The following is a 21,416-nucleotide window of genomic DNA, read 5'->3' as shown; positions in this document are numbered from 1 at the left end:
ATTATAGATGTTTCTTATATATTTCTTATATTACTTATTATATCATATTTGCTATAGAATAACAATTTACCATATAGAGTGAAAATAAACATAGCAAACAAAAATTTATTGTAAATTAAACAATAAATTTTTGTAGAATTGATACAAAGCAGGGAAGTTGCTTTAATATAGTATTTGAGTGAAGTTATAGTGAAGCAGAGGAGGAAGCATAATGTATAAAATGGCTGTCTATACAAGCGATGCAAAGATTTATCAATTGGTAGAGCAAGTAATGAGTGAAATTGGTATGCGAGTGGATATTGAAATTCAAGTTTCTCATTTAGATGAAGAGGCGTTTGATTATCAGATGATTTTTGTGGATACCACCAGTGGGCTAGGTCTTGGCCCAATACAAAAGTGCATAGGTCAAGGAGAGGGGCTTTGCCCTAAAGTGATTGTTTTTACCAAGGATCGAAAAATTTCTATTGATGTGGCAAAGCTTTTGCCTGTGGGTTATATTCAATGGCCCTGTGATGCGGAGCAAATCCGGTTTTCTTTTATTCAATCTTTACGAATCAATGTAGTTCAAGATAAAATTCTAAAATTAAGACAAAATCGACGAATACGCTGGTTACTGGCTTCGCAACTCATTTACATTCATAGTGATCGACGAAAAGTCATTTACCACGCAAAAAACGGAGAGATTGTGTGTTATGCAAAACTCTCCGCTATTTATAGGCAACTTCCACCAGAAGATTTTTTGGTGATTCACAAGTCTTTTGTTGTTAATATTTGGTATATTCAGTCAATAGAGCACGAGAAGGTCGTCCTAAGCGGAGGAATTGAGCTTCCGATTAGTGCGACCTATCGTCGTTTTGTCCATGTTGTCTGGAATAGACAGAGGCAATTACTTATTGAGAGTACCTCTGGTTCCAGTTGAAATTAATTGATTGGCTAAATGAGCCATTTCAGGGATGGTCGCTTTCATACCTGTGTCAAACCAATAGTCAAGTAGACCAAGAAAGCCGGAAATGGAATAGGCAAATAGGGCATCGTAATTGATTGAACTTTGACTTTGAATATCTTCAGGTGGCAACAGGCGCTGGCGCAATGTCTGCTTGATGCGATTGAGGTAATTGATGTCTCCATTTGGTCCGAGCAAAATGCGAGATAGATCCTGATTTTCCTCAATAAAAGCAAAGATCTTTTCAAAGAGAACAGTATCGGGAAGACTTGAAGGAGTTAGATATTCGTCTAAAATAGTATTAAATTGAATAAACATTTGCTCCTCTAGGCTTTCTAGCAAATCATAGACATCTTTGTAGTGGAGATAGAAAGTGCCTCGATTTAAATCAGCTAAATCTGTGAGCTCTGTCACGGTGATATCCTGGATCTTTTTTTTCATCAATAGAGTTGCGAGACAGGTGCGCAACTGTTTGCGTGTCTTTCTTACACGTCGATCAACTTTTGTTCTCATATTTCCTCCAATCGATGCAATGATGTTTATTATCATACTAGTAGTCATTAATTGAGTATTGCATCAGTTTTCGTTGATTAGTATAATACATACCAGTTAAAAAATCAACATGTTTAGAAAAATAGTCTCAGAGAGGGTGAAAAGATGAGAAATTGGAAGAGAAATACGGCATTGGCAATGGCAGCCGTGATGACAGCTTCGTCTATCTTTAGTGTAAGTGCAGCAGCACCAGAGGTAGTGACAGATGAGGCTTTATATGGAAATTTAGACTATTATGGGACAATGAAAAGTATGAATATTGTCAAGGGAGTTAGTCTCAATGGACAGACACAAATTAGTGACTATGGAGATTATAGCGAAGTAAAGAATATGACTTCGGATATTGCACCACAGATCAGCACAACAGGTGTGACCTTTGATGGGTTAGATGGAAAAGGAAGATTTTATTATCAAGTGACACCAAAGTCTTTGGAGGAAAAGCTTCCATGGACTGTGGATATCAGTTACAAGTTAAATGGCGTTCCTGCACAGGCAGAAAACCTTGCGGGGGCATCGGGAATGGTAGAAATTGATATTCATATTACTCCAGTGCAGGATACTGCGGATTATTTGAAGAATAATATGCTCCTTACAGTAGCAACAACCATTGATATGACAAAGAATTTAAGTGTTGAGGCACCAGGGGCACAGATTCAGTCTCTTGGCGGAACCGAGGCCGTGATGTTTGCTGCACTTCCGGGCGAGGAAAAGGACTTTGTCATTCGCATAGGGTCAGATCATTTTTCTCTCGATGCAGGCATTGTCTTTGCGATGGCTCCAGCGACCATGGATGGGCTAGATAAGATCAAGGATTTGGCTCAGACCAAGGATGATGTTAAGGATTCTGTTCATAAGCTCTATGATGGTACCAATGCAGCACTTGAAGCAATTGCGGGCGTAAGACCAAGTCTCAATGAGGCGACACAGGCTATAAAGGTCTTAGATCAGGCAAGAGAAAAGGTGCATAGTTATGGGGATCGCCTCGATGGCAATGTTGACACAGATGTTCAAAATTTAAATCGTTTGGCCAATGCGACCGTGGAACTTGTGCCACATTTAAATACAGCAAAATCAGCACTTGATGATTTTGATCTAGATTTTAGAGATATTTCGACACAGGCAAAAAATGTAGAGCCAGAGATAGACGAAGTAAATCATGATTTGATGGCTTTAAAAGAAAGTCTAAAAAAGACAGAAGATGTGCTAAAAAATGGACAGAGCAATACAAAAGATTTGCAATCAGCACTTGATGATTTGTCTTCTCATCTGGGGGATACACAGGATGATTTATATGGATTTAGGAAGGAGGCAAAAAGGAGAGTTATTCCAGCAACCGCCTCCAATGCCTTTAGAGGAAATCTAAAGGATAGAGTAGAAGGTTTACATGAGGCACTTTCTCATGCACAGCTTGTTGACACTTCAGAAGCTGATGCTCGACTAGAAAGATATTACAGCGAGCTAAAAACCGCAGCAAAGAAGGCACAGGATACACAAGAAGCGATGGACGATTTTTTATCAAGTACAGAAGATACCATTTCTAGCTTGGAGAGTTTACTTTCTCATCCAACGCAGGATGCACTAAAAAACATTCATGATGGTCTTGGCACAGTCAATGATTTACAAGATCAAAGTCAGACATTGCTGCAAGGGCTTTCACAAGCTTCGGGAAAGATCAATCCATTGATTGAAAGTGCCACTAGATTATCGGACACAATGAGTTCCTATAAAGAAAGTGCAAAATCAGGCATTGATAGCACAAATTATCTTCTTGGCAGTGTAAGTGTTAACTTAGATAGTGCAAGGGACACATTGACAACGATTGAAAGCTTGTTTCAAAATACAAGGGGAGACCTCAATGATGGAACAAAGGCATCCCTCAAGGCGGGAACAGATTTGATTGACCATGCCCTCAATAGCATGACAGCAGTCGATCAATTAAAATCAGCCAATGATGCACTGAAGGCTCTGTGGGACAAGAAGGTAGCTGAATTTGAAAATGATAACAATGTCTTAAAGATAGATCCAGAGGCAAGGAAGGTTTCTTTTACTTCTTCAGAAAATGCTGAGCCAAATAGTGTGCAGGTGATTTTGAGAACCGAGGAGATTAAGGTCAATGATGAGGAGGAGAAGGCACAACAAAAGGCCCTAGAGGATGCAAAGGAAAATGAGAGTCCATTAAAGAGGATTATCGGTGTATTTTCGGAAATTTTTTCATCCATTCTTCATGCCTTTAAAAATATGTAATGGCGAGCAAATTAAAGGATTTACTTTTTTTATAGATTTGATTATGATAGAGTCTGGCAGGCAACTGCCAGACTTTTTGAAATTGCGGGGAAAAGAATGAAATCCATAAAGAGACGATTATTGTTATTATTTGTGGTCTTTGTCGCAGCTGTTGCGGTGTATATGGGACTAGAAATGAGAAAGACAAAGACAAATGATACCGTCTACACAGGAATAGAAGAAGCAACATTTCCACTTGTGTGGGCACAGACAGCAGGTAGAGAGATGAATGTGATGTATCCATACACATCACAGGTGGGTATCAATGCATTTTTTGATAGTTTGACTCTTCTTTCTGATGAAAGACAATTGGAGCTGATTGTGAAAGGGGGAAGTGAAGTAGTCAAGGCCATCAGCTATGAAGTTCGCAGTGCAAGCCTTGAAGATTTAATTGAAAATAATGAAATTACAGATTTTACTTCAAAGGACAAAGAAGTCGATATGGTCATTCCGATTTCTAATTTGATTACCAAGGGCAATGAGTATCGCTTGAATGTTAAGTTGACTTTTGCTTCAGGAAAAGAAGCTCATTATTATACAAGAATTGCTTTTGGAGATCAGAGCATGGCAGGAGAAATGATTGCCTTGGCTGATGATTTTTCGTCAAAGAATTTGAATTCCGATCAAGCAAGAGACAATTCAAAGTATTTGGAAACTGATCAGGCAGCAGACCATTCTAGGCTCGGGGAAATCAATTTAAAGGCCGATTATGAGTCCTTGGCATACCATAAGATGGCACTTGAGCCAGTGGGAGATGAGGATGTTCGCCTATTAAACTTTACAGGAGATATGGGAGAGGTTGAACTTCGCCGAATGGTAAAGAGAGAGCTTGGGGATGGAAATAACGAGCTCTATGAGATTAAGGAAAATTTTACTATAAAAAAGGGAACTCAGCGACTCTATATGATGGATTATAATCGACAGATGACACAGGTCATTAAGGGAGTGCAATCCGATATCAATAGTACTCGTGTCAATGTTGGAATTACAATGCCAGAAAAGACGGCTGTGCTTGCCTCAGCGGATGGAAATACTACGGCATTTGTGGCCGATCGGGATCTCTTTGTCGTCGATGGAAAGAACAAGGTGATTAAAAAAATTTATTCTTTCCGAGGAGAGGATGACTATAGTCTGCAGGACAATTACGACAAACATGCCATTAAAATTTTAAGTTGTGACAATGATGGCAATGTAGAATTTGTAGTTTATGGATATATGAATCGAGGTGGACATGAAGGGGCACTTGGCATTTCACTCAATCAATATCGGGCACAGGACAATAGTGTCAATGAACACAGCTTTATTCCTGTGAATTTAAGTTATGAGGAAATTAAGGAAGGAATGCAAAAGCTTTCTTATCTTGGAGAAAACAAGATGTTCTATGTGCAGATTGCAGATGCAGTTTATGGCATTGACATCAACAGCAATGATTATACACTGGTGGCCTCAGGACTTGTTGACTATTCCTATTGTGTGAGCCCGCTTGGAAAGCGTTTGGCTTGGCAGGAAGGAAATCGAGAAGATGGAGAGAAAATCATTCACTTTATGAATCTTGACACGGGAGATAAAAAGGAAGTTCGAGCAGAAGGTGATCAAAATATCCGACCAGAAGGTTTTATTGACCTTGATTTGATTGTTGGTATTTCTAAGGATTCGATGTCTTGGAATGTCAATGGAATGCAAAAGGAAGTTCCATGTTTTGCGATTAATATTGTAGATGATGATCTCAGTGTGCAAAAGCACTATGAGCGACAGGGACAGTATTTGACCGGAATTCGAACAAATGAGGGACGAATTCATGTGGATTTGCTCAATCAGACGGGGGAAAATACCTTTGAAAAAGTTGGCGAAGACACCATTGTCAGCACAGTACAGTTGGAGGCTCAAAAAAATACCAAGGTGGTGGCCTATAGTGATGATAGGGGAACCGTCTATGGTCTGCAGTTTGATCATCGCTATCCAAGTGAGGACTATAAGATAGAGAAGCCAGAAAAAGTTAGCTTTGATACATCAGGAAAAATTAATCTAACCATTGATAAGCAAAATGAAAAATTTGTGGCAATTGTCCATGGCGGAGTGGTCGGAAGTTTTGATACAGCCTCTGATGCGATTAACAGAGCTTATGCCAACATGGGATCTGTTCGAAAGAAAGGAAAGATTGTGTATTTGCGTGCAGGAACAGCTAACACAAGGAATTTAAAGGTACCAGCAGAGATGGCACAATCCTTTTTGACAGCAAGAAAAGAGGGAAAGCTTTTAGATTTACAGGGTATTACATTGAAAGAGAGCCTATATTTTGTTAGTCAGGGAATTCCTGTACTAACTTATTCGGATGGTGGGGCGGCCATTATTATTTACGGGTACGACCAGACCAATATATCCATCTATGATATTGCATCACAAAGTACAATGAAATTGGGAATTGGGGACGCAGAGAAAATGTTTGAAAGGTCTTACAATGACTTTTCGTGTTTCTTTACCTTTTCTTAACTGTGTGTTATAATATTGTGAATATGATAGCATATATAAAATTTGGAAAATTTAGAGGTGAATGATGGCTCAATATATAATGAAGGGTGGAAATCCACTCGCAGGAGATGTTAGCGTAAGCGGGGCAAAAAATGCTGCATTGGGAATTTTAGCAGCAGCAGTAATGACAGATGAAGATGTCTATATCGATAATCTTCCTGATGTCAAGGATATCAATGTAATGTTGAGAGCGATTGATGAGATTGGTGCGGTTGTGGAAAGGATTAGTCGCAACCGTGTCAGAATCAATGCAGGTACATTGAGAGAAGTTACCGTAGATGATGAGTTTATCCGAAAGATTAGGGCATCTTATTACTTCATTGGTGCATTGCTTGGAAAATATAAGAGTGCAGAGGTGCCTTTGCCAGGTGGATGTGATATCGGTTCCAGACCGATTGATCAGCACTTAAAGGGATTTCGTGCATTAAATGCCAATGTGGAAATTGCAGGAGGGAAGGTTGTTGCAAAGTCGGAGGCTTTGATAGGAAGTCATATCTACTTTGATGTAGTCTCTGTCGGGGCAACCATTAATGTGATGATGACGGCGGCTCTTGCTGAGGGCAGAACGATTTTAGAAAATGCAGCAAAAGAACCGCATATTGTAGATGTTGCCAATTTCCTAAATAGTATGGGGGCAGACATTAAAGGTGCAGGAACCGATGTGATTCGCATCAATGGCGTGAGAAGATTGCATGGTACAGAGTATTCTATTATTCCAGATCAAATTGAAGCGGGTACATTTATGTGTGCGGCAGCTATTACCAGAGGAGACATCACCGTAAGAAATTTGATTCCAAAACATATGGAAGCCATTAGTGCAAAGCTCATTGAAATGGGTTGTGAGGTGACAGAGTTTGACGATGCCATTCGTGTAGTAGGAAAGGACAGGCAAAGATCAACCAATATTAAAACCTTGCCGTATCCAGGCTTTCCGACGGATATGCAGCCACAGATGGCAACAGCACTTGCACTGGCAACAGGAACAAGTATGGTTGTGGAGAGTATTTTTGAGAATCGCTTCCGCTATTGTGATGAATTGGCTAGGATGGGAGCGAATATCAAAGTGGAAGGGAATGTGGCCGTTGTGACGGGGGTATCGGGCTTTACAGGAGCCAATGTCAATGCACCAGATCTTCGAGCAGGTGCAGCCCTTGTACTTGCAGGACTTGCCGCAGAGGGCTTTACAACAGTCAATGAAATTAAGTATATTCAAAGAGGCTATGAGCACTTTGAAGAGAAGTTGAGACAACTTGGTGCAGAGATTTCTCTTGTTGAAGATGAGAGGGAAGCACGCAAGTTTACAATGAGAGTTAGTTAAGTCATATCTTGACAGAATGAATGACTTGCGTTATTCTAGAAAAGGTCAATTGCATAGCGTTAACCCCTTATTCAGAGTGATGGAGATACAAAGGATCTATGAAGTCACGGCAACCCCATGTAGTGGAAGGTGCCAACCTGAGCGAGTTATCGAACAATAAGTGGGATTCATTGTTTATATTGAGTCCGCTTAGCGGGCTCTTTTGCATTTGATATAGTAAATATTGGAGGAATGAAATGAAGGAAAGAAGATTATTTACATCTGAATCAGTAACTGAAGGACATCCAGATAAAATGTGTGATCAGATATCAGATGCGATTTTGGATGCACTATTAGAAAAAGATCCGATGAGTAGAGTGGCCTGTGAGACAGCAACGACAACAGGGTTGGTTGTCGTTATGGGAGAGATCACAACCAATGCCTATATTGATATTCAAAAGATTGTTCGCGAAACAGTCAGAGAAATCGGCTATGACCGTGCAAAATATGGATTTGACTGCGATACCTGTGGAGTTATGGTTGTCATTGATGAGCAGTCATCAGATATTGCAATGGGCGTAGACAAGGCGTTGGAAAATCGAGATCAATTAGAGGAAAGTGATCTGGACAATGGGGCTGGAGATCAGGGCTTAATGTTTGGTTATGCGACAAATGAAACACCTGAGCTTATGCCTTATCCCATTGCACTTGCACACAAGTTGGCTCGTCGACTTACACAGGTGAGAAAGGATAAGACACTGCCTTATCTTCGTCCAGATGGAAAGACACAGGTTACAGTGGAGTACGATGAGAACGGAAAACCAGTGCGTCTAGATGCGGTTGTTTTGTCCACTCAACATGAAGAGACAGTGACACAGGAGCAAATTCACAAGGACATTAAGAAATATGTCTTTGATGAGGTTTTACCAAAAGAAATGGTGGATGAGAATACAAAGTTCTTTATCAATCCAACGGGAAGATTTGTGATTGGTGGACCACATGGAGATTCTGGCTTGACAGGAAGAAAGATCATTGTGGATACCTATGGCGGATATGCTCGTCATGGTGGTGGTGCTTTCTCTGGAAAGGATTGCACGAAGGTGGATCGCTCTGCTGCCTATGCAGCAAGATATGTTGCAAAGAATATTGTGGCAGCAGGACTTGCTGATCAGTGTGAGATTCAGCTTTCCTATGCAATTGGTGTGGCACATCCAACTTCCATCTCCATTAATACCAATGGTACAGGGAAGTTGAGTGATGAGAAATTGGTTGAAATTGTACGTGAAAACTTCGATCTTCGTCCAACAGGAATTATTAAGATGCTCGATTTGAGAAGACCAATTTACAAACAAACCGCAGCTTATGGACATTTTGGAAGAGATGATTTAAATCTTCCATGGGAGCAGACAGATAAGGTAGAGGTACTCAAGAAGTACTTGTAATACAATGAAATTAAAGACAAGGTTATTTTGGGGATTTATTGCAATTGTACTTGTGCCCCTGTTGAGCTTTGGGATAGAAATGTATCTTGCAGGAAGGACGCAGGCAAAGGAGGTCTTAATGACCGCCCTTGCTGCTCTTGCCTGCATTGCATTTTTTATGCTCTTTTGGGTGCTGACTTCGATTATTATTCCATTAGAAAAATTGAGGGAGGCAACAAGAAAAATCAAAGAGGGAGACCTTGATTTTTCTTTGGAAGCCGAAGCAGAAGATGAGATTGGGGAGTTATTTTTGGACTTTGAGGAAATGCGTATTCGCCTCAAGGAAAATCAAGAGGAGAAGATGCAGGCTGACCGAGATGCAAAGGAATTAATTAGCAATATCTCCCACGATTTAAAGACTCCGATTACAGCCATCAAAGGCTATGTCGAGGGAATTATGGATGGTGTGGCTTCTTCTCCAGAAAGATTAGACAAGTATATTAAGACGATTTATAATAAGGCTAATGATATGGATCGCTTGATTGATGAGTTGACATTTTATTCAAAGATTGATACAAACAAAGTGCCCTATCATTTTTCGAGAATTCACATTGTGGATTTTTTTACAGATTGTGCTGAGGAAGTAGGATTAGATCTAGAGTCAAGAAATATCTCTTTTTCTTTTGTCAACAATGTTTCCCCTTCTACGCTGGTTATTGCTGATGTTGAACAATTAAAGCGAGTGATCAACAATATTATTAGCAACAGTGTGAAGTATTTGGGGAAGAAGGATGGGCGTGTGGACATTCGTCTGTTGGATGAAGGAGATTTTATTCGCTTGGAGATTGAGGATAATGGAATAGGAATCGCAAAGAAGGATCTTCCCTTTATCTTTGACCGATTTTATCGAACGGATTTGTCAAGAAATTCTTCCAAAGGAGGTAGTGGAATTGGCCTGTCGATAGTGAAAAAAATTATTGAAGATCATGGCGGAAAAATTTGGGCGATGAGCACAGAGGGAGAGGGAACCATACTGATTATGATATTGAGAAAGGATCTGGAGGGAAATGAGTAGGTTATTAATTGTAGAAGATGAAGAAAGTATTGCTGACCTAGAAAAAGATTATTTGGAACTTTCAGGTTTTGAGGTCGATATTGAAAATGATGGAGATGCAGGGCTAAAGGCAGCACTGCACAGAGATTACAATTTAATTATTCTTGATGTTATGCTCCCTGGAAAAGATGGATTTGAGATTTGTAAGCAGGTTCGAAAAGAAAAAAACACTCCGATTATTTTGGTGAGTGCAAAAAAGGAAGATATAGATAAAATTCGAGGACTTGGTCTTGGAGCAGATGACTACATCACAAAGCCATTTTCGCCGAGCGAATTGGTGGCTAGAGTCAAGGCACATATGGCAAGATATGAGCGACTTCTTGGAACAGCTACGGTGCCAAATGAGGTGATTGAAATTCGTGGAATTAAAATTGATATCACAGCAAGGTCCGTTTGGGTCAATGGCAAGGAGAAAAATTTTACTGCCAAGGAATTTGACCTATTGGTATTTTTGGCAAAACATCCCAATCGAGTATTCTCTAAAGAAGATCTCTTTCGGGAAATTTGGGATATGGAGTCGATTGGCGACATTGCTACAGTGACAGTTCATATCAAAAAGATCAGAGAAAAAATTGAAATCAATACGGCAAAACCACAGTATATTGAGACGATTTGGGGTGTGGGTTATCGATTTAAAGTTTAAGTTTGGAGGTCTATATGGGACAGATTAATATTTTGGTTGTTGATGATGAAAAGGAAATTGCTGACCTTGTAGAAATTTATATGGTCAGCGATGGATATCGAGTGTTTAAGGCAAATAATGCCGAGGACGGATTGGATATTTTGGAACATGAGGATATTCATCTTGCACTTCTTGACATTATGATGCCAGGAATGAATGGACTTGATATGTGCAAAAAGATTCGCGAGACAAAAAATATTCCAATTATTATGCTCAGTGCAAAGAGCACCGATTTGGATAAAATTTTTGGACTAGGAAATGGGGCGGATGACTATGTGACCAAACCATTTAATCCACTGGAATTGACAGCGAGGGTAAAATCACAACTTCGTCGCTATACGCAGTTTAATCCCAACAGTATGATTACCGACAGTGCACCCAATGAGATTAACATTAAGGGATTGAGCATCAATAAGGACAATCATAAAGTTGTTGTGTATGGGGAGAATATTAAGCTCACCCCAATTGAGTTTGATATTTTATATTTGCTGGCCAGCAATGCAGGAAAAGTATTTTCGACAGATGAAATCTTTGAAAAGGTGTGGAATGAGAAGGTCTATGAAGCGAACAACACCGTTATGGTTCACATTCGTCGACTTCGTGGAAAGATGAAGGAAGATGAGAGACAGGAAAAAATTATTACAACAGTATGGGGAGTAGGTTACAAAATTGAAAAATAGTGGAGAAAACAAATTTCAAACAAAGGTGTTGATCAATGTTTTATATAGCCTTGTGATTACCTGTTTGGTGGAGTTTTTCTTGGTCAATAATGTGACAGCCATTACAAAATTTTATGCAGAAACACTTTCACCAAATAGTAAAGCTTTGGGCTTTGTCTATACAGAAACGATTGTGGTTCTGCTTTTTGTATTTTTGGGCATTGGTCTGTTTAGTGCTCTGTTTTTTTGGTTGACCAAGAGAGAGCTCACCTACATTGATCATATTTCGTCAGCCATTACAAGAATTTCTACAGGAGATTTACAGACGAAGTTAGAAATTGTTGGGGATGACGAGTTCTCGGCGATGGCGGAAAAGATTAACACAATGGTGGATGAAATCAATGCGTTGATGGAGAAAGAAAGGTATGCAGAAAAGACAAAGAATGAGTTGATTACAAATGTGGCTCATGATTTGAGAACACCATTGACTTCAATTATTGGTTATCTTGAATTATTGAATCGCTCGGAGAACTTGCCAGCACAGATGAGACAAAATTATCTTCAAATCGTCTATCAAAAGGCGAGGCGACTGCAACAGCTAATTGAGGATCTCTTTGGTTTTACAAAGCTCAACTACGGAAAAATGGCAATGAATGTGGGGAAGATGGATATTGTAAAATTGCTTGCTCAACTCATGGATGAATTTTATCCTAATTTTATGGAAAAGGGATTGGCATTTTCTCTAAAGAGTAGTGTGGATGCTCAGGTGATTGTGGCAGACTCCAATCTTCTGGCAAGACTATTTGACAATTTAATCAACAATGCAATTAAGTACGGTGCGGATGGAAAGCGGATTGATGTGCGCATTGATGTAGATGGAGATTATGTCATCGTTCAAGTGATTAATTATGGAAAGGTAATTCCTGCAGATGAACTTCCACTGATATTTGATAAGTTTTATCGCGTGGAGCAATCTCATTCGACAAATACAGGGGGAACAGGGCTTGGACTGGCCATTGCACAAAATATTGTGCAAATGCATGGTGGAGAAATTAGCGTGCGCAGTGATATGCATGGCACGGCATTTATTGTAAAACTACAAATTGATTTTGATATAACAAAGGAAAATTTTCAAAATGCATAAAAAAAGAATTGCTCTATTGACGATTTTATTTGTGCTCTTTGGCTGCCTTGTGACCTGGGCGGATGAAGATGTGACGATTGATGTTCACTATGGATATGATGATACTGCAAAACTTGGGCGCTATCTTCCCGTATATACAACGATTCATTCAAAGAAGCCGCAAGATATCTCCGCTAAAGTGCAGTTTATTGTACAAGAAGACGATGGCATTATCTATCGGTATGAGCACAGTATAGATTTAAAGGCACAGGATCAAATCTCAAGGGAGGATACGATTCCACTGGGATATAAGACAAAGAACATTGAGGTGTGTGTCATTGCAGATGACAAAAAAGAGTTGGCTAGAAAGGATATTGAACTTGGGCAGGGAGAAAAGAATAATCGCTTGAACATTGGTATTTTGAGTGATACACCAGAAAAGCTCAGCTACTTTAATCACGCCACGATTGATTATGGAATTTTGACTACAAGGACAGTTCAACTTGAAAAAGATAGCTTTCCCATCAATGCCAAGGGTTTAGATCAATTGGATGTCATTATTATTAGCAATTATCGCATAAGAGATTTAGGAACAGAGCAGTCCATAGCCTTGATGAATTGGGTCAAAGCTGGAGGGGTGATGATCCTTGGAACAGGGGCAAGGGCTAATGATACGCTTGGGCGTTTTGCACCAGAATTGCTCGATGAAATGTTTGAAGAACCAAAGGTGAGAAAGATTCATCTTGATACAGGAATGGAGGAGAGTGAGGATAGGCAAAAGAGAGATCCTGTGGAGATGAGTAGCGTGGCTGTGCAATTACATGGTGGAAATATTTTAGTTTCGGATGCCAATTTTCCATTGCTTGCCACGGTCAATAAGGAAAAAGGTGTCATTGCTGTCAGTGCCTATGACTTTGTCGATGCACAAAACTTTGCGAATCAGAATCGCTTTTTTGCCAATCAATTGCTACTTATGATTATGGGGAAGACAAGAATCGAAGGAATTGCCAATGGATTGTATGGCTCAAATGCAGAAAATGCCACTGAGGTCCAGAATATGATTAACAATGGAAATGTCAGTATTTTGCCTTCCATTCCATTATTTTTGTTGGTCTTATTTGGCTATATTGTGGTGATTGGTCCGGTCTTGTATTTTGTGTTTCGACAGGGTGGATGGATGTGCTACTATCGCATCAGTGTTGTGGGCGTTTCTGTACTGTTTGCAATTTTAGTTTTTATCTTGGGTGTGCCAACAAGATTAGAAAATGTATTTTATAGTTATGCTACAATTTTAGATACGACGCAAGATAGTATTTCGCAGAGGATATTTTTAAATTTGAGAAATCCATATAATGAGCGCTATAAGGTTTCTTTTGACCGAGATTATGATATCTATCCGATTTCTCAAGAAAAAAATGTGAACAATGATTTTATGCACAGCAGTATTAAGTTTTCAAATTCAGCAGATACGAAGAATGTAGAGATGAATTATATTGGCTCATTTCAGCCCAGTCTTTTTCGATTAGAAAAGAGTATGGAAAATCAAGCGGGCATCGGTTTATTTGGAGAGGTCAATCTCTTTAAAAATCAAGTGAGTGGGGAAATTACCAATCATTATCCCTATAAAGTGACCAATGGAGTGCTGATTTTCTATGGAAAAGTTGCGATTTTAGGAGATTTTGAGGCGGGAGAGACAAAGAAGTTAGATGGTCTAGATTTATACACCATTCCTATTGATGAGAACTATGCGACAGCAACAAGGCTTACAGGAATGGATCAGTACAGCAGTGCAGAGATTGAAAACCAACAATATATGCTTACTTTTTCGAGAAGAAATTTATTAAAGTTTTATATGGAAAATTATATGTCAGGATATAGTGCAGATGCCAGAGTACTTGCATTTTCACAGGAACCTTTAGAGAATGCGATATTAGTCAATGATCACTACGACCATTCGGGAATTAGTTTGTTGTCCTCCTCCATTTCCGTTACTCATGAGGATGATACGCAGAGCAAGGAATATCGCTCGGCATTGATGACCAGTGCAAAAGTTATCAGTGGCTCCTATGATGCAAGAACCAATACAGCGACACTTACAGAACCCCTTGTGCTTGAATATTTGCTTGGCAATGATATGGACATTTCGGAATTGCTCATTGAGCCGATGTCAAAGGAGTTTTATGGAAAAAATTCTGCTTTTCCACAAAAGAAATGGTTTCAGGGAGAGATGGATTTTTATAACTATAAGACCAGAGAATTTGTCCCAATTGATTTAAATAAGATTGACTATACAAGGGATGAACTTGAAAATTATCTTCTTGAGGGCAATCGCATTCGCATTCGCTATGTTGGCACAGGAGAAGAAAAGGAGAACATTATTCTCCCAATGATTTCCATTGTGGGAGGAAAGGATTGATGTTAAAAATTCAAAATTTATATAAAAGCTATGGAAGTTTTGAAGCAATTAGTGGATTGAACTTCAATGTAAATCCTGGAGCACTCTATGGCATTGTCGGCCCAAATGGTGCTGGAAAGACAACATTGATTCGGATTATTATGGGCTTACTTGAAAAGGACAGCGGGGAGATTTTTATTGATGGGGAATTGGTAAAAAAGAGGGATCGCTCGGTGTATAGAAAGTTTGGCTATGTTCCTGACTATTTTGGATTTTATGAAGATTTGACGGTGTGGGAATATATGGTCTTTTTTGCAGAAGCCTTTCATATGGATGGGCTAATGATGCGAAGGAGAAATATGGAATTGTTAGAGCGAGTGGGGCTAGAAAAAAAGGCCGATGTGATGGTTGACACACTCTCTAGAGGAATGCAACAGAGGCTTAGCTTTGCAAGGGCATTGATTCATGATCCAAAATTTGTTCTTATGGATGAGCCTGCCAGTGGATTAGATCCAAGAACAAGATACGAATTTAAGGAATTGGTCAGAGAGCTTGGCGAGGAGGGGAAGACCATATTGATTAGCTCTCATATTCTTACCGAGTTGTCCGAGATTTGTACGGACATTGGAATTATGGAGAGTGGAAGGATGGTTGCCAGTGGAACAATTTCAGATATTTTGCACCGTGTTGAGCAATCAAATCCCATCTGTATTGAGATTTTGGATGCTATGAGCACGGCAATGGCCATTTTTAAAGAAGATCCCCATGTGACAGCTGTCACACAGGATGGGCATAAATTTGAAGTGCAGTTTGACGGAGATAAAATTAATGCTGCAGAATTATTACAAAAATTGATTGCTTTTGAAGTGCCAGTGACGAGTTTTGTCCGTGAACCAGGGACATTGGAAACCTTTTTTATGCAAATGACGGATCACAAAAAGGGAAGGGTGGTGCTCAGCAATGATTATGAATCCAATATATAAAAAGGAAATGGCCGTGGTTGCAAGGAGGGCAAAATTAACACTGTATTTGACTGTGTTTAATAGTATCTTGGCTGTTTTTGCCCTACTGTATATGACCGTTGACCAAGTCTATATCCGCGAAAATGGACAAATCCGATACATTAGTTTTTTGATTTTATTTCGCTATCTTTGCTATATTGAATTTGGAATTTTAATGCTGATTTTGCCAGCGATGGTGGCAGTGAGTATTAGTGGGGAGAGAGAAAAAAAGACACTTGATTTTATATTGATTTCGATGATGAGCGTAAGGGATATTGTGGTAGGAAAATTAGCGAGTGTAGTATCTTTAATGGGATTGATGATTGCTTCGTCATTGCCAATGATGTTTTTAGTCTTTATCTATGGGGGGATGCGTTTTGGAAGTATAGGGATGCTATTTTTGTGCTATTTTTGCACTACATTTTTGGTGGGCAGTATGGGCATCTTCTTTTCGTCCTGTTTTCGAGCGGTGATTTCGATATTGGCATCTTACTTGAGTGTTGTCATTATTTTTGGGGGAGATTTTTTATTAGGATATTATAATTATAAATTTTTTTTAATTTCTCTTTTTAATCCTATGACCACATTTTATATGCTTGTTAATACGATCACAGGAAATCTTGCAGCCCCCACACTTTATTCTGGTATTTGGTTTTTTATTGGTTGTGGTGTGCAACTTCTTCTTTCGTCATTTTTAATATTTATGTCGGTCTATAAAGTGTCTAAAATGACAAATTGATGGTATAATGATAGGCAAAAAGAAAGTGAGGATTGGATATGGGATTGATTAGAGCGGCCGTGGGCGCTGTGACATCAACATTAAATGATGCCTATTTAGAGATTATTGAGGCAAGGGATATGGACGGTCAGACTCTCTTTGTTGTAGGAGAAAATGTCAAGGGAGGACAAAACAAGAAGGCAACACCAGGAGTGATTACACAGGGATCTTTAATTCGTGTGGGAGTTAATCAGGCCATGCTTTTTTGTGAAAATGGAAAGATTCTAGATTTTTGCTGTGAACCAGGCAGTTATACAGTCGATAAGTCCTCGGCACCATCTTTCTTTTCGGGAGATTTGTCAGGAGATCGTCTATCAAAGACATTGGAAGAGATTGCGGATCGATTTCGCTATGGTGGAATAAGTAGCCTAAAAGGTGGACAATTTGCTTATTTTATTAATTTACAAGAAATTATGGGAATTCCCTTTGGAACTCCACAGCCAGTGCAATATTATGATCGTTTTTATGATGCTGACTTAAGCATTACAGCAAGAGGAAGATTTTCTGTGCGCATCACAGATCCAATTCTCTTTTTTGCCAATGTGGTGCCTAAAAATGTTCATCGATTTACTTTTCAGGATATGAGGGAGCAATTTATTAGTGAATTTATGCAATGTTTTGGTGCAGCCATCAATCAATATGCTGCTGATGGCGAAGATATTCGATTTTTGCAAAGCAAGGCCAATGTGTTAAGTAAGTATATGCAGGAGGCATTGGATGAAAGTTGGAAGCAAAGGTGTGGCATTGAGATTGTCAAAGTTGGCATCGAGGGAATGGGCTATGATGAGGCGACAAAGGCATTCATTCAGACAAGAAATGAAGGTGCCGCATTAAAGGATGCAAATATCAGAGAGGGGTATCGTCAAAAGAGTGTGGCCGATGCCTTTAAGGCAGCAGCAAATAATTCGGCTGGAGCAATGACAGGACTTAGTGGAATGTTTACTGTAATGAATGGTGCGGCGATGTATACCAATCAGGATGCCCAAAATAATCTCCAGCAGATACAGGCCCAGCAGGCTCAACAGGGAAAAAAGCCAGAGGGAACTTGGTATTGTCCAGAGTGTGGAACACAAAATACAGGAAAGTTTTGTTCGGAATGTGGGGCAAAGGCACCCGTGAGCACGGGCTGGATTTGTCCAAAGTGTGGAGCACAAAATACAGGAAAGTTTTGTTCGGAGTGTGGAGCACCAAGGTCATAGGGGAGGTCAAAGATGTCAACCATAGCATATAAATGTCCAAATTGTGGGGGAGAACTCTCTTTTGATCCTGATTTGCAGGGGTATCATTGTATTTATTGCGATTCCAATTTTACTCAAGAAGAATTGATGAGGCGATTGGGAAATCAACAAGAAGTTCATCAAGAGACTTTTTCATCAACCATAGCTAGGGATTACTATTGTCCCAATTGTGGCGCAGAAATTGTGACGGATGAAAATACAGTGGCTTCTTTTTGCTACTATTGTCAGGCCCCGGTGATTATGAGGGACAGAGTGGAGGGAAGATTTGCCCCTGACTATGTTTTGCCCTTTCAGATCAGCAGAAAAAAGGCACAGGATATTTTTTCAAATTGGATTAAGAAAAAGCGATTTGTGCCGAGAAGTTTTTACTCAAAAGATCAGATTGAAAAGATGACAGGAGTGTATTTTCCATTTCTTCTCTACAATGCTACAGTTCATGCTGATATTGATGCCGTCGGAACAAAGAGAACGACAAGAAGAAGTGGAGATTATCAAGAGGTCACCGAGCGACTCTATCAAATTACAGATTCAGGAGATATGAGTATAGAAAATCTATCAAAGATTGCACTGTCAAAGACAAATAAAATTTTGGTGGAGGGAGTACAACCCTTTGATTTTTCAAAGAAAGAGCCTTTTGCAAGTAGCTATCTATCAGGCTTTTTTGCAGAGAAAAAGGATATGGAGCGAGAAAACTTACAGGATGCAGTGTATCAGGAAGTACAAAACTATGCTAGGAGAAAAATTGATGGAAATTATGCCCAGTATAGTAGAATAGATTACAATCAAAAGGATATTCGCATCAATCAAGAGGAATGGAAATATGCCCTACTTCCTGTTTGGACCATCACCTACAATGACAGGAACAAGAATAAAATTTATTATTTTTCTATTAATGGTCAGAATGGTCGAGTGATTGGAGATTTGCCCATTGATCAGAAAAAATTGTGGTTCACTACCATAATGACAGGTGTTTTGGTTTTTGCAATTTTTTGTTTGATATTTTATTTTCTGCTCTAGGGAGGTGAAAAGATGAAAGAAAAAAGGAAGCTGATTTGCTCTATAGTTATCTTTTTGATGGCTGTCTTTTTTAGGTTTTTGCTCCCTGTCTATGCGGATGATGCAGTAAATATGGGCGTCTATGACGATGCAGATTTATTTAGTGCTGCCCAAGAAGCTGATATTGGAGAGGAAATCCAAAAGGTGATTCTACAGACGGGATTTGATGTTGCCGTAGTGACGACAAATAATGCACAGGGAAAAAGTGCCCAAAGGTATGCCGACTACTTTTATACAACGAAAAAAATAGGCAAGGGAGATAAAAAATCAGGAGTATTATTTCTTATAGATATGGACAATCGAGAGATATACTTTTATACTAAAGGTGACGCCATGCGGTATTTTTCGGATGAACGCCAAAAGAAAATTGTTGACAATGCGTACAGTGATGTAAAAGCACAGCAATATGCAAGGTGTGCCCAATCTGCAATTGCCGATGTATCCTATTACTACAGTCAAGGAACAGTGAAAAAGCAATATTTTGTTTTTGGAGATTCTTTCTTAGAAAGTGGTATTTTGACCAAACAAGAGGGGCTAATATCGCTTGTGGTAGCTTTATTTCCAGCATTCTTTTATCGAAGGAAAGTAAAAAAGGGGTATTCAATGGTGGCACAGGCACAAAAATCAAAGCAACAGGCGTTGACTTATGCAGCAGGTGCAGGATTTTCGTTTCTCAATCAACCACCTCGCCTCATTGATACGAGAGTGAGTCGCCACTATTCACCAAGAAGTAGAAGTAGTAGTTCAGGTAGTAGCAGTGGCCGAACGACGACACATAGAAGTTCAGGTGGTGGAAGATATAGTGGAACGGGCAGAAAATTTTAATACAGGAGAAGAAAGATGAAGAATATAATGTATAGCAGTACAAGGGGAGGAGAAAAAAACCTCACTGCATCACAGGCAATTTTAAAGGGATTAGCCGATGATGGTGGTTTGTTTATGCCAGAGGAAATTCCTACTTTTGATTTTGATTTATATACCTTGGTCGGAAAGAGCTATCAAGAGACAGCCTATGAAGTGATGAAATTATTTTTGACTGACTACACAGAGGAAGAATTAAAGTCCTGTATTCAAAAAGCTTATGATGAAAAGTTTGATACAAAGGAAATTGCACCATTGACGAAGGCCGATGGGGCATATTATCTAGAGCTATTCCATGGAAATACGATTGCCTTTAAAGATATGGCTCTTTCGATTTTGCCACATCTTTTGACAACTGCAGCAAAGAAAAATGGTGTGGAGAATAAGATCGTGATTTTGACAGCGACCAGTGGAGATACAGGTAAGGCGGCAATGGCAGGATTTGCTGATGTTGAGGGGACAGGAATTATTGTCTTTTATCCAAAAGGTGGCGTGAGCAAGGTACAAAAATTGCAGATGGTGACTCAGCGTGGAGACAATACAGCTGTTGTTGCCATTCATGGAAATTTTGATGATGCACAGACAGGTGTGAAAAAGATTTTTGGAGACCGTGCATTTGGAGAGAAACTGGCTCATCATGGCATACAGCTTTCAAGTGCAAATTCCATCAATATTGGTCGACTGGTTCCACAGATTGTCTACTATGTTTATGCCTATGCAAAGTTAGTAGAGAATGGTGAGATTTTGTTTGGCGAGAAGATCAATATTTGTGTACCAACAGGAAACTTTGGAAATATTTTGGCAGCATATATTGGAAAGAGAATGGGACTTCCAGTCAATAAACTCATTTGTGCGTCCAATGATAACAAGGTGTTGTTTGATTTCTTTACCACAGGCACCTATGACAAGAAGAGAGATTTTATTTTAACTTCTTCCCCATCTATGGATATTTTGATCTCTAGCAATTTAGAGAGATTGATTTACTTAAGTTGTGGTGCAGATGCTGATGTAAATAGGCAGATGATGCAAGATCTTGCAACTAAGGGAGAGTATACGATAACTTCACAGATGCGTGCATTTATGGCCGATTTTATCAGTGGATATGCAGATGAAAAGACCAATGCAGCTCAGATTAAGAAGCTCTATGAAGATACAGGATATGTGATTGACACGCATACAGGAGTGGCTTCTGCTGTCTATGAAAATTATAGGAAAGAGACTAGGGACAAAACAAAGACTGTTATTGCTTCAACAGCAAGCCCATATAAGTTTTCTCGAAGTGTGGTCAGTGCGATTGAAAACATTGACGAAAATATGGATGAGTGGGCTGTGGTTGATGAGCTTCAAAAGCTCAGTAGAGTAGCAATTCCAGCAGCAGTGGAGGACATTAAGACTGCTCCAGTTCGCCACAATCTTGAATGTGATGTCGATCAAATGGAAAATACTGTGGCAGATATTTTAAAAATGTAGTACAATAACAATGG

At 39.4% G+C, this 21,416-nt stretch carries 17 protein-coding genes and 1 riboswitch; of the genes, 16 read left to right on the top strand and 1 reads right to left on the bottom strand.

From position 1 onward, the window contains the following. The first annotated feature begins 211 nt into the window (after window positions 1-211). The gene (locus J5A74_00955) at window positions 212-919 is read left to right on the top strand and encodes a LytTR family transcriptional regulator (protein ID QUI95965.1); all 708 of its coding nucleotides are present in this window, start codon (window positions 212-214) and stop codon (window positions 917-919) included. Here the strand turns inward: J5A74_00955 and J5A74_00950 are convergent. After that, window positions 887-1,456, bottom strand: a complete 570-nt coding sequence (locus tag J5A74_00950) for a TetR/AcrR family transcriptional regulator (GenBank protein QUI95964.1) — start codon at window positions 1,454-1,456, stop codon at window positions 887-889. The two genes, J5A74_00955 and J5A74_00950, sit on opposite strands and share 33 nt — an antisense overlap. A gap of 144 nt (window positions 1,457-1,600) precedes the next feature. On the opposite strand from J5A74_00950, the gene J5A74_00945 reads away from it, so the two are divergent. The 15 genes from J5A74_00945 (at window position 1,601) to J5A74_00875 (ending at window position 21,402) form a co-directional block, all read left to right on the top strand. Next, window positions 1,601-3,739 carry a hypothetical protein gene (locus J5A74_00945; GenBank protein ID QUI95963.1) on the top strand — a complete coding sequence of 713 codons (2,139 nt, stop codon included), beginning with the start codon at window positions 1,601-1,603 and terminating at the stop codon, window positions 3,737-3,739. Between the two features lie 96 nt (window positions 3,740-3,835). Then, the gene (locus J5A74_00940) at window positions 3,836-6,268 is read left to right on the top strand and encodes a hypothetical protein (protein ID QUI95962.1); all 2,433 of its coding nucleotides are present in this window, start codon (window positions 3,836-3,838) and stop codon (window positions 6,266-6,268) included. A 64-nt stretch (window positions 6,269-6,332) separates the two neighbouring features. Beyond that, window positions 6,333-7,625 carry a UDP-N-acetylglucosamine 1-carboxyvinyltransferase gene (locus tag J5A74_00935; GenBank protein ID QUI95961.1) on the top strand — a complete coding sequence of 431 codons (1,293 nt, stop codon included), beginning with the start codon at window positions 6,333-6,335 and terminating at the stop codon, window positions 7,623-7,625. Window positions 7,626-7,689: 64 nt separating this feature from the next. Beyond that, a riboswitch (SAM riboswitch) is annotated at window positions 7,690-7,788 on the top strand. A 73-nt stretch (window positions 7,789-7,861) separates the two neighbouring features. Continuing rightward, the gene (gene metK, locus J5A74_00930) at window positions 7,862-9,046 is read left to right on the top strand and encodes a methionine adenosyltransferase (GenBank protein ID QUI95960.1); all 1,185 of its coding nucleotides are present in this window, start codon (window positions 7,862-7,864) and stop codon (window positions 9,044-9,046) included. A gap of 4 nt (window positions 9,047-9,050) precedes the next feature. After that, entirely contained in the window at window positions 9,051-10,100 is a 1,050-nt protein-coding gene (locus J5A74_00925) for a HAMP domain-containing histidine kinase (protein ID QUI95959.1), read from the top strand. Then, window positions 10,093-10,782 (top strand): response regulator transcription factor, encoded by a 690-nt coding sequence (locus J5A74_00920; protein QUI95958.1) that lies wholly within the window; start codon window positions 10,093-10,095, stop codon window positions 10,780-10,782. Before J5A74_00925 ends, J5A74_00920 begins: the two co-directional genes overlap by 8 nt. Window positions 10,783-10,796: 14 nt before the next feature. After that, window positions 10,797-11,501: a response regulator transcription factor gene (locus J5A74_00915; GenBank protein QUI95957.1), complete on the top strand. Its 705-nt coding sequence runs from the start codon at window positions 10,797-10,799 to the stop codon at window positions 11,499-11,501. After that, entirely contained in the window at window positions 11,491-12,624 is a 1,134-nt protein-coding gene (locus tag J5A74_00910; protein QUI95956.1) for a HAMP domain-containing histidine kinase, read from the top strand. Before J5A74_00915 ends, J5A74_00910 begins: the two co-directional genes overlap by 11 nt. Further along, on the top strand, window positions 12,617-15,019 hold the full coding sequence (locus J5A74_00905) for a hypothetical protein (protein QUI95955.1): 2,403 nt from the start codon (window positions 12,617-12,619) through the stop codon (window positions 15,017-15,019). The genes J5A74_00910 and J5A74_00905 overlap by 8 nt, the downstream gene beginning before the upstream one ends. Continuing rightward, complete coding sequence (locus tag J5A74_00900; GenBank protein ID QUI95954.1) at window positions 15,019-15,981, top strand: ABC transporter ATP-binding protein; 963 nt, start codon at window positions 15,019-15,021, stop codon at window positions 15,979-15,981. Before J5A74_00905 ends, J5A74_00900 begins: the two co-directional genes overlap by 1 nt. After that, window positions 15,959-16,738: a hypothetical protein gene (locus J5A74_00895; GenBank protein QUI95953.1), complete on the top strand. Its 780-nt coding sequence runs from the start codon at window positions 15,959-15,961 to the stop codon at window positions 16,736-16,738. The genes J5A74_00900 and J5A74_00895 overlap by 23 nt, the downstream gene beginning before the upstream one ends. Window positions 16,739-16,776: 38 nt before the next feature. Beyond that, entirely contained in the window at window positions 16,777-17,976 is a 1,200-nt protein-coding gene (locus J5A74_00890) for an SPFH domain-containing protein (GenBank protein QUI95952.1), read from the top strand. 12 nt (window positions 17,977-17,988) lie between these two features. Beyond that, window positions 17,989-19,032: a TFIIB-type zinc ribbon-containing protein gene (locus tag J5A74_00885; GenBank protein QUI95951.1), complete on the top strand. Its 1,044-nt coding sequence runs from the start codon at window positions 17,989-17,991 to the stop codon at window positions 19,030-19,032. 12 nt (window positions 19,033-19,044) lie between these two features. Then, entirely contained in the window at window positions 19,045-19,896 is an 852-nt protein-coding gene (locus J5A74_00880; protein QUI95950.1) for a TPM domain-containing protein, read from the top strand. 15 nt (window positions 19,897-19,911) lie between these two features. Continuing rightward, on the top strand, window positions 19,912-21,402 hold the full coding sequence (locus J5A74_00875; protein QUI95949.1) for a threonine synthase: 1,491 nt from the start codon (window positions 19,912-19,914) through the stop codon (window positions 21,400-21,402). Window positions 21,403-21,416 lie beyond the last annotated feature (14 nt).

This window comes from Lachnospiraceae bacterium oral taxon 096 (assembly GCA_018141845.1).
GTDB lineage: Bacteria > Bacillota > Clostridia > Lachnospirales > Lachnospiraceae > F0428.
The sequence above is the reverse complement of the archived record's forward strand: the minus strand, read 5'-3'. Positions and strand labels throughout refer to the sequence as shown.

Bases quoted from the DNA above. Each gene is read 5' to 3' on its own strand.
- J5A74_00955 (QUI95965.1), top strand. From the start codon at position 212: ATGTATAAAATGGCTGTCTATACAAGCGATGCAAAGATTTATCAATTG.
- J5A74_00890 (QUI95952.1), top strand. From the start codon at position 16,777: ATGGGATTGATTAGAGCGGCCGTGGGCGCTGTGACATCAACATTAAAT.
- J5A74_00935 (QUI95961.1), top strand. From the start codon at position 6,333: ATGGCTCAATATATAATGAAGGGTGGAAATCCACTCGCAGGAGATGTT.
- J5A74_00950 (QUI95964.1), bottom strand. From the start codon at position 1,456: ATGAGAACAAAAGTTGATCGACGTGTAAGAAAGACACGCAAACAGTTG.
- J5A74_00895 (QUI95953.1), top strand. From the start codon at position 15,959: ATGATTATGAATCCAATATATAAAAAGGAAATGGCCGTGGTTGCAAGG.
- metK (QUI95960.1), top strand. From the start codon at position 7,862: ATGAAGGAAAGAAGATTATTTACATCTGAATCAGTAACTGAAGGACAT.
- J5A74_00915 (QUI95957.1), top strand. From the start codon at position 10,797: ATGGGACAGATTAATATTTTGGTTGTTGATGATGAAAAGGAAATTGCT.
- J5A74_00945 (QUI95963.1), top strand. From the start codon at position 1,601: ATGAGAAATTGGAAGAGAAATACGGCATTGGCAATGGCAGCCGTGATG.
- J5A74_00885 (QUI95951.1), top strand. From the start codon at position 17,989: ATGTCAACCATAGCATATAAATGTCCAAATTGTGGGGGAGAACTCTCT.
- J5A74_00900 (QUI95954.1), top strand. From the start codon at position 15,019: ATGTTAAAAATTCAAAATTTATATAAAAGCTATGGAAGTTTTGAAGCA.
- J5A74_00905 (QUI95955.1), top strand. From the start codon at position 12,617: ATGCATAAAAAAAGAATTGCTCTATTGACGATTTTATTTGTGCTCTTT.
- J5A74_00940 (QUI95962.1), top strand. From the start codon at position 3,836: ATGAAATCCATAAAGAGACGATTATTGTTATTATTTGTGGTCTTTGTC.
- J5A74_00925 (QUI95959.1), top strand. From the start codon at position 9,051: ATGAAATTAAAGACAAGGTTATTTTGGGGATTTATTGCAATTGTACTT.
- J5A74_00880 (QUI95950.1), top strand. From the start codon at position 19,045: ATGAAAGAAAAAAGGAAGCTGATTTGCTCTATAGTTATCTTTTTGATG.
- J5A74_00920 (QUI95958.1), top strand. From the start codon at position 10,093: ATGAGTAGGTTATTAATTGTAGAAGATGAAGAAAGTATTGCTGACCTA.
- J5A74_00875 (QUI95949.1), top strand. From the start codon at position 19,912: ATGAAGAATATAATGTATAGCAGTACAAGGGGAGGAGAAAAAAACCTC.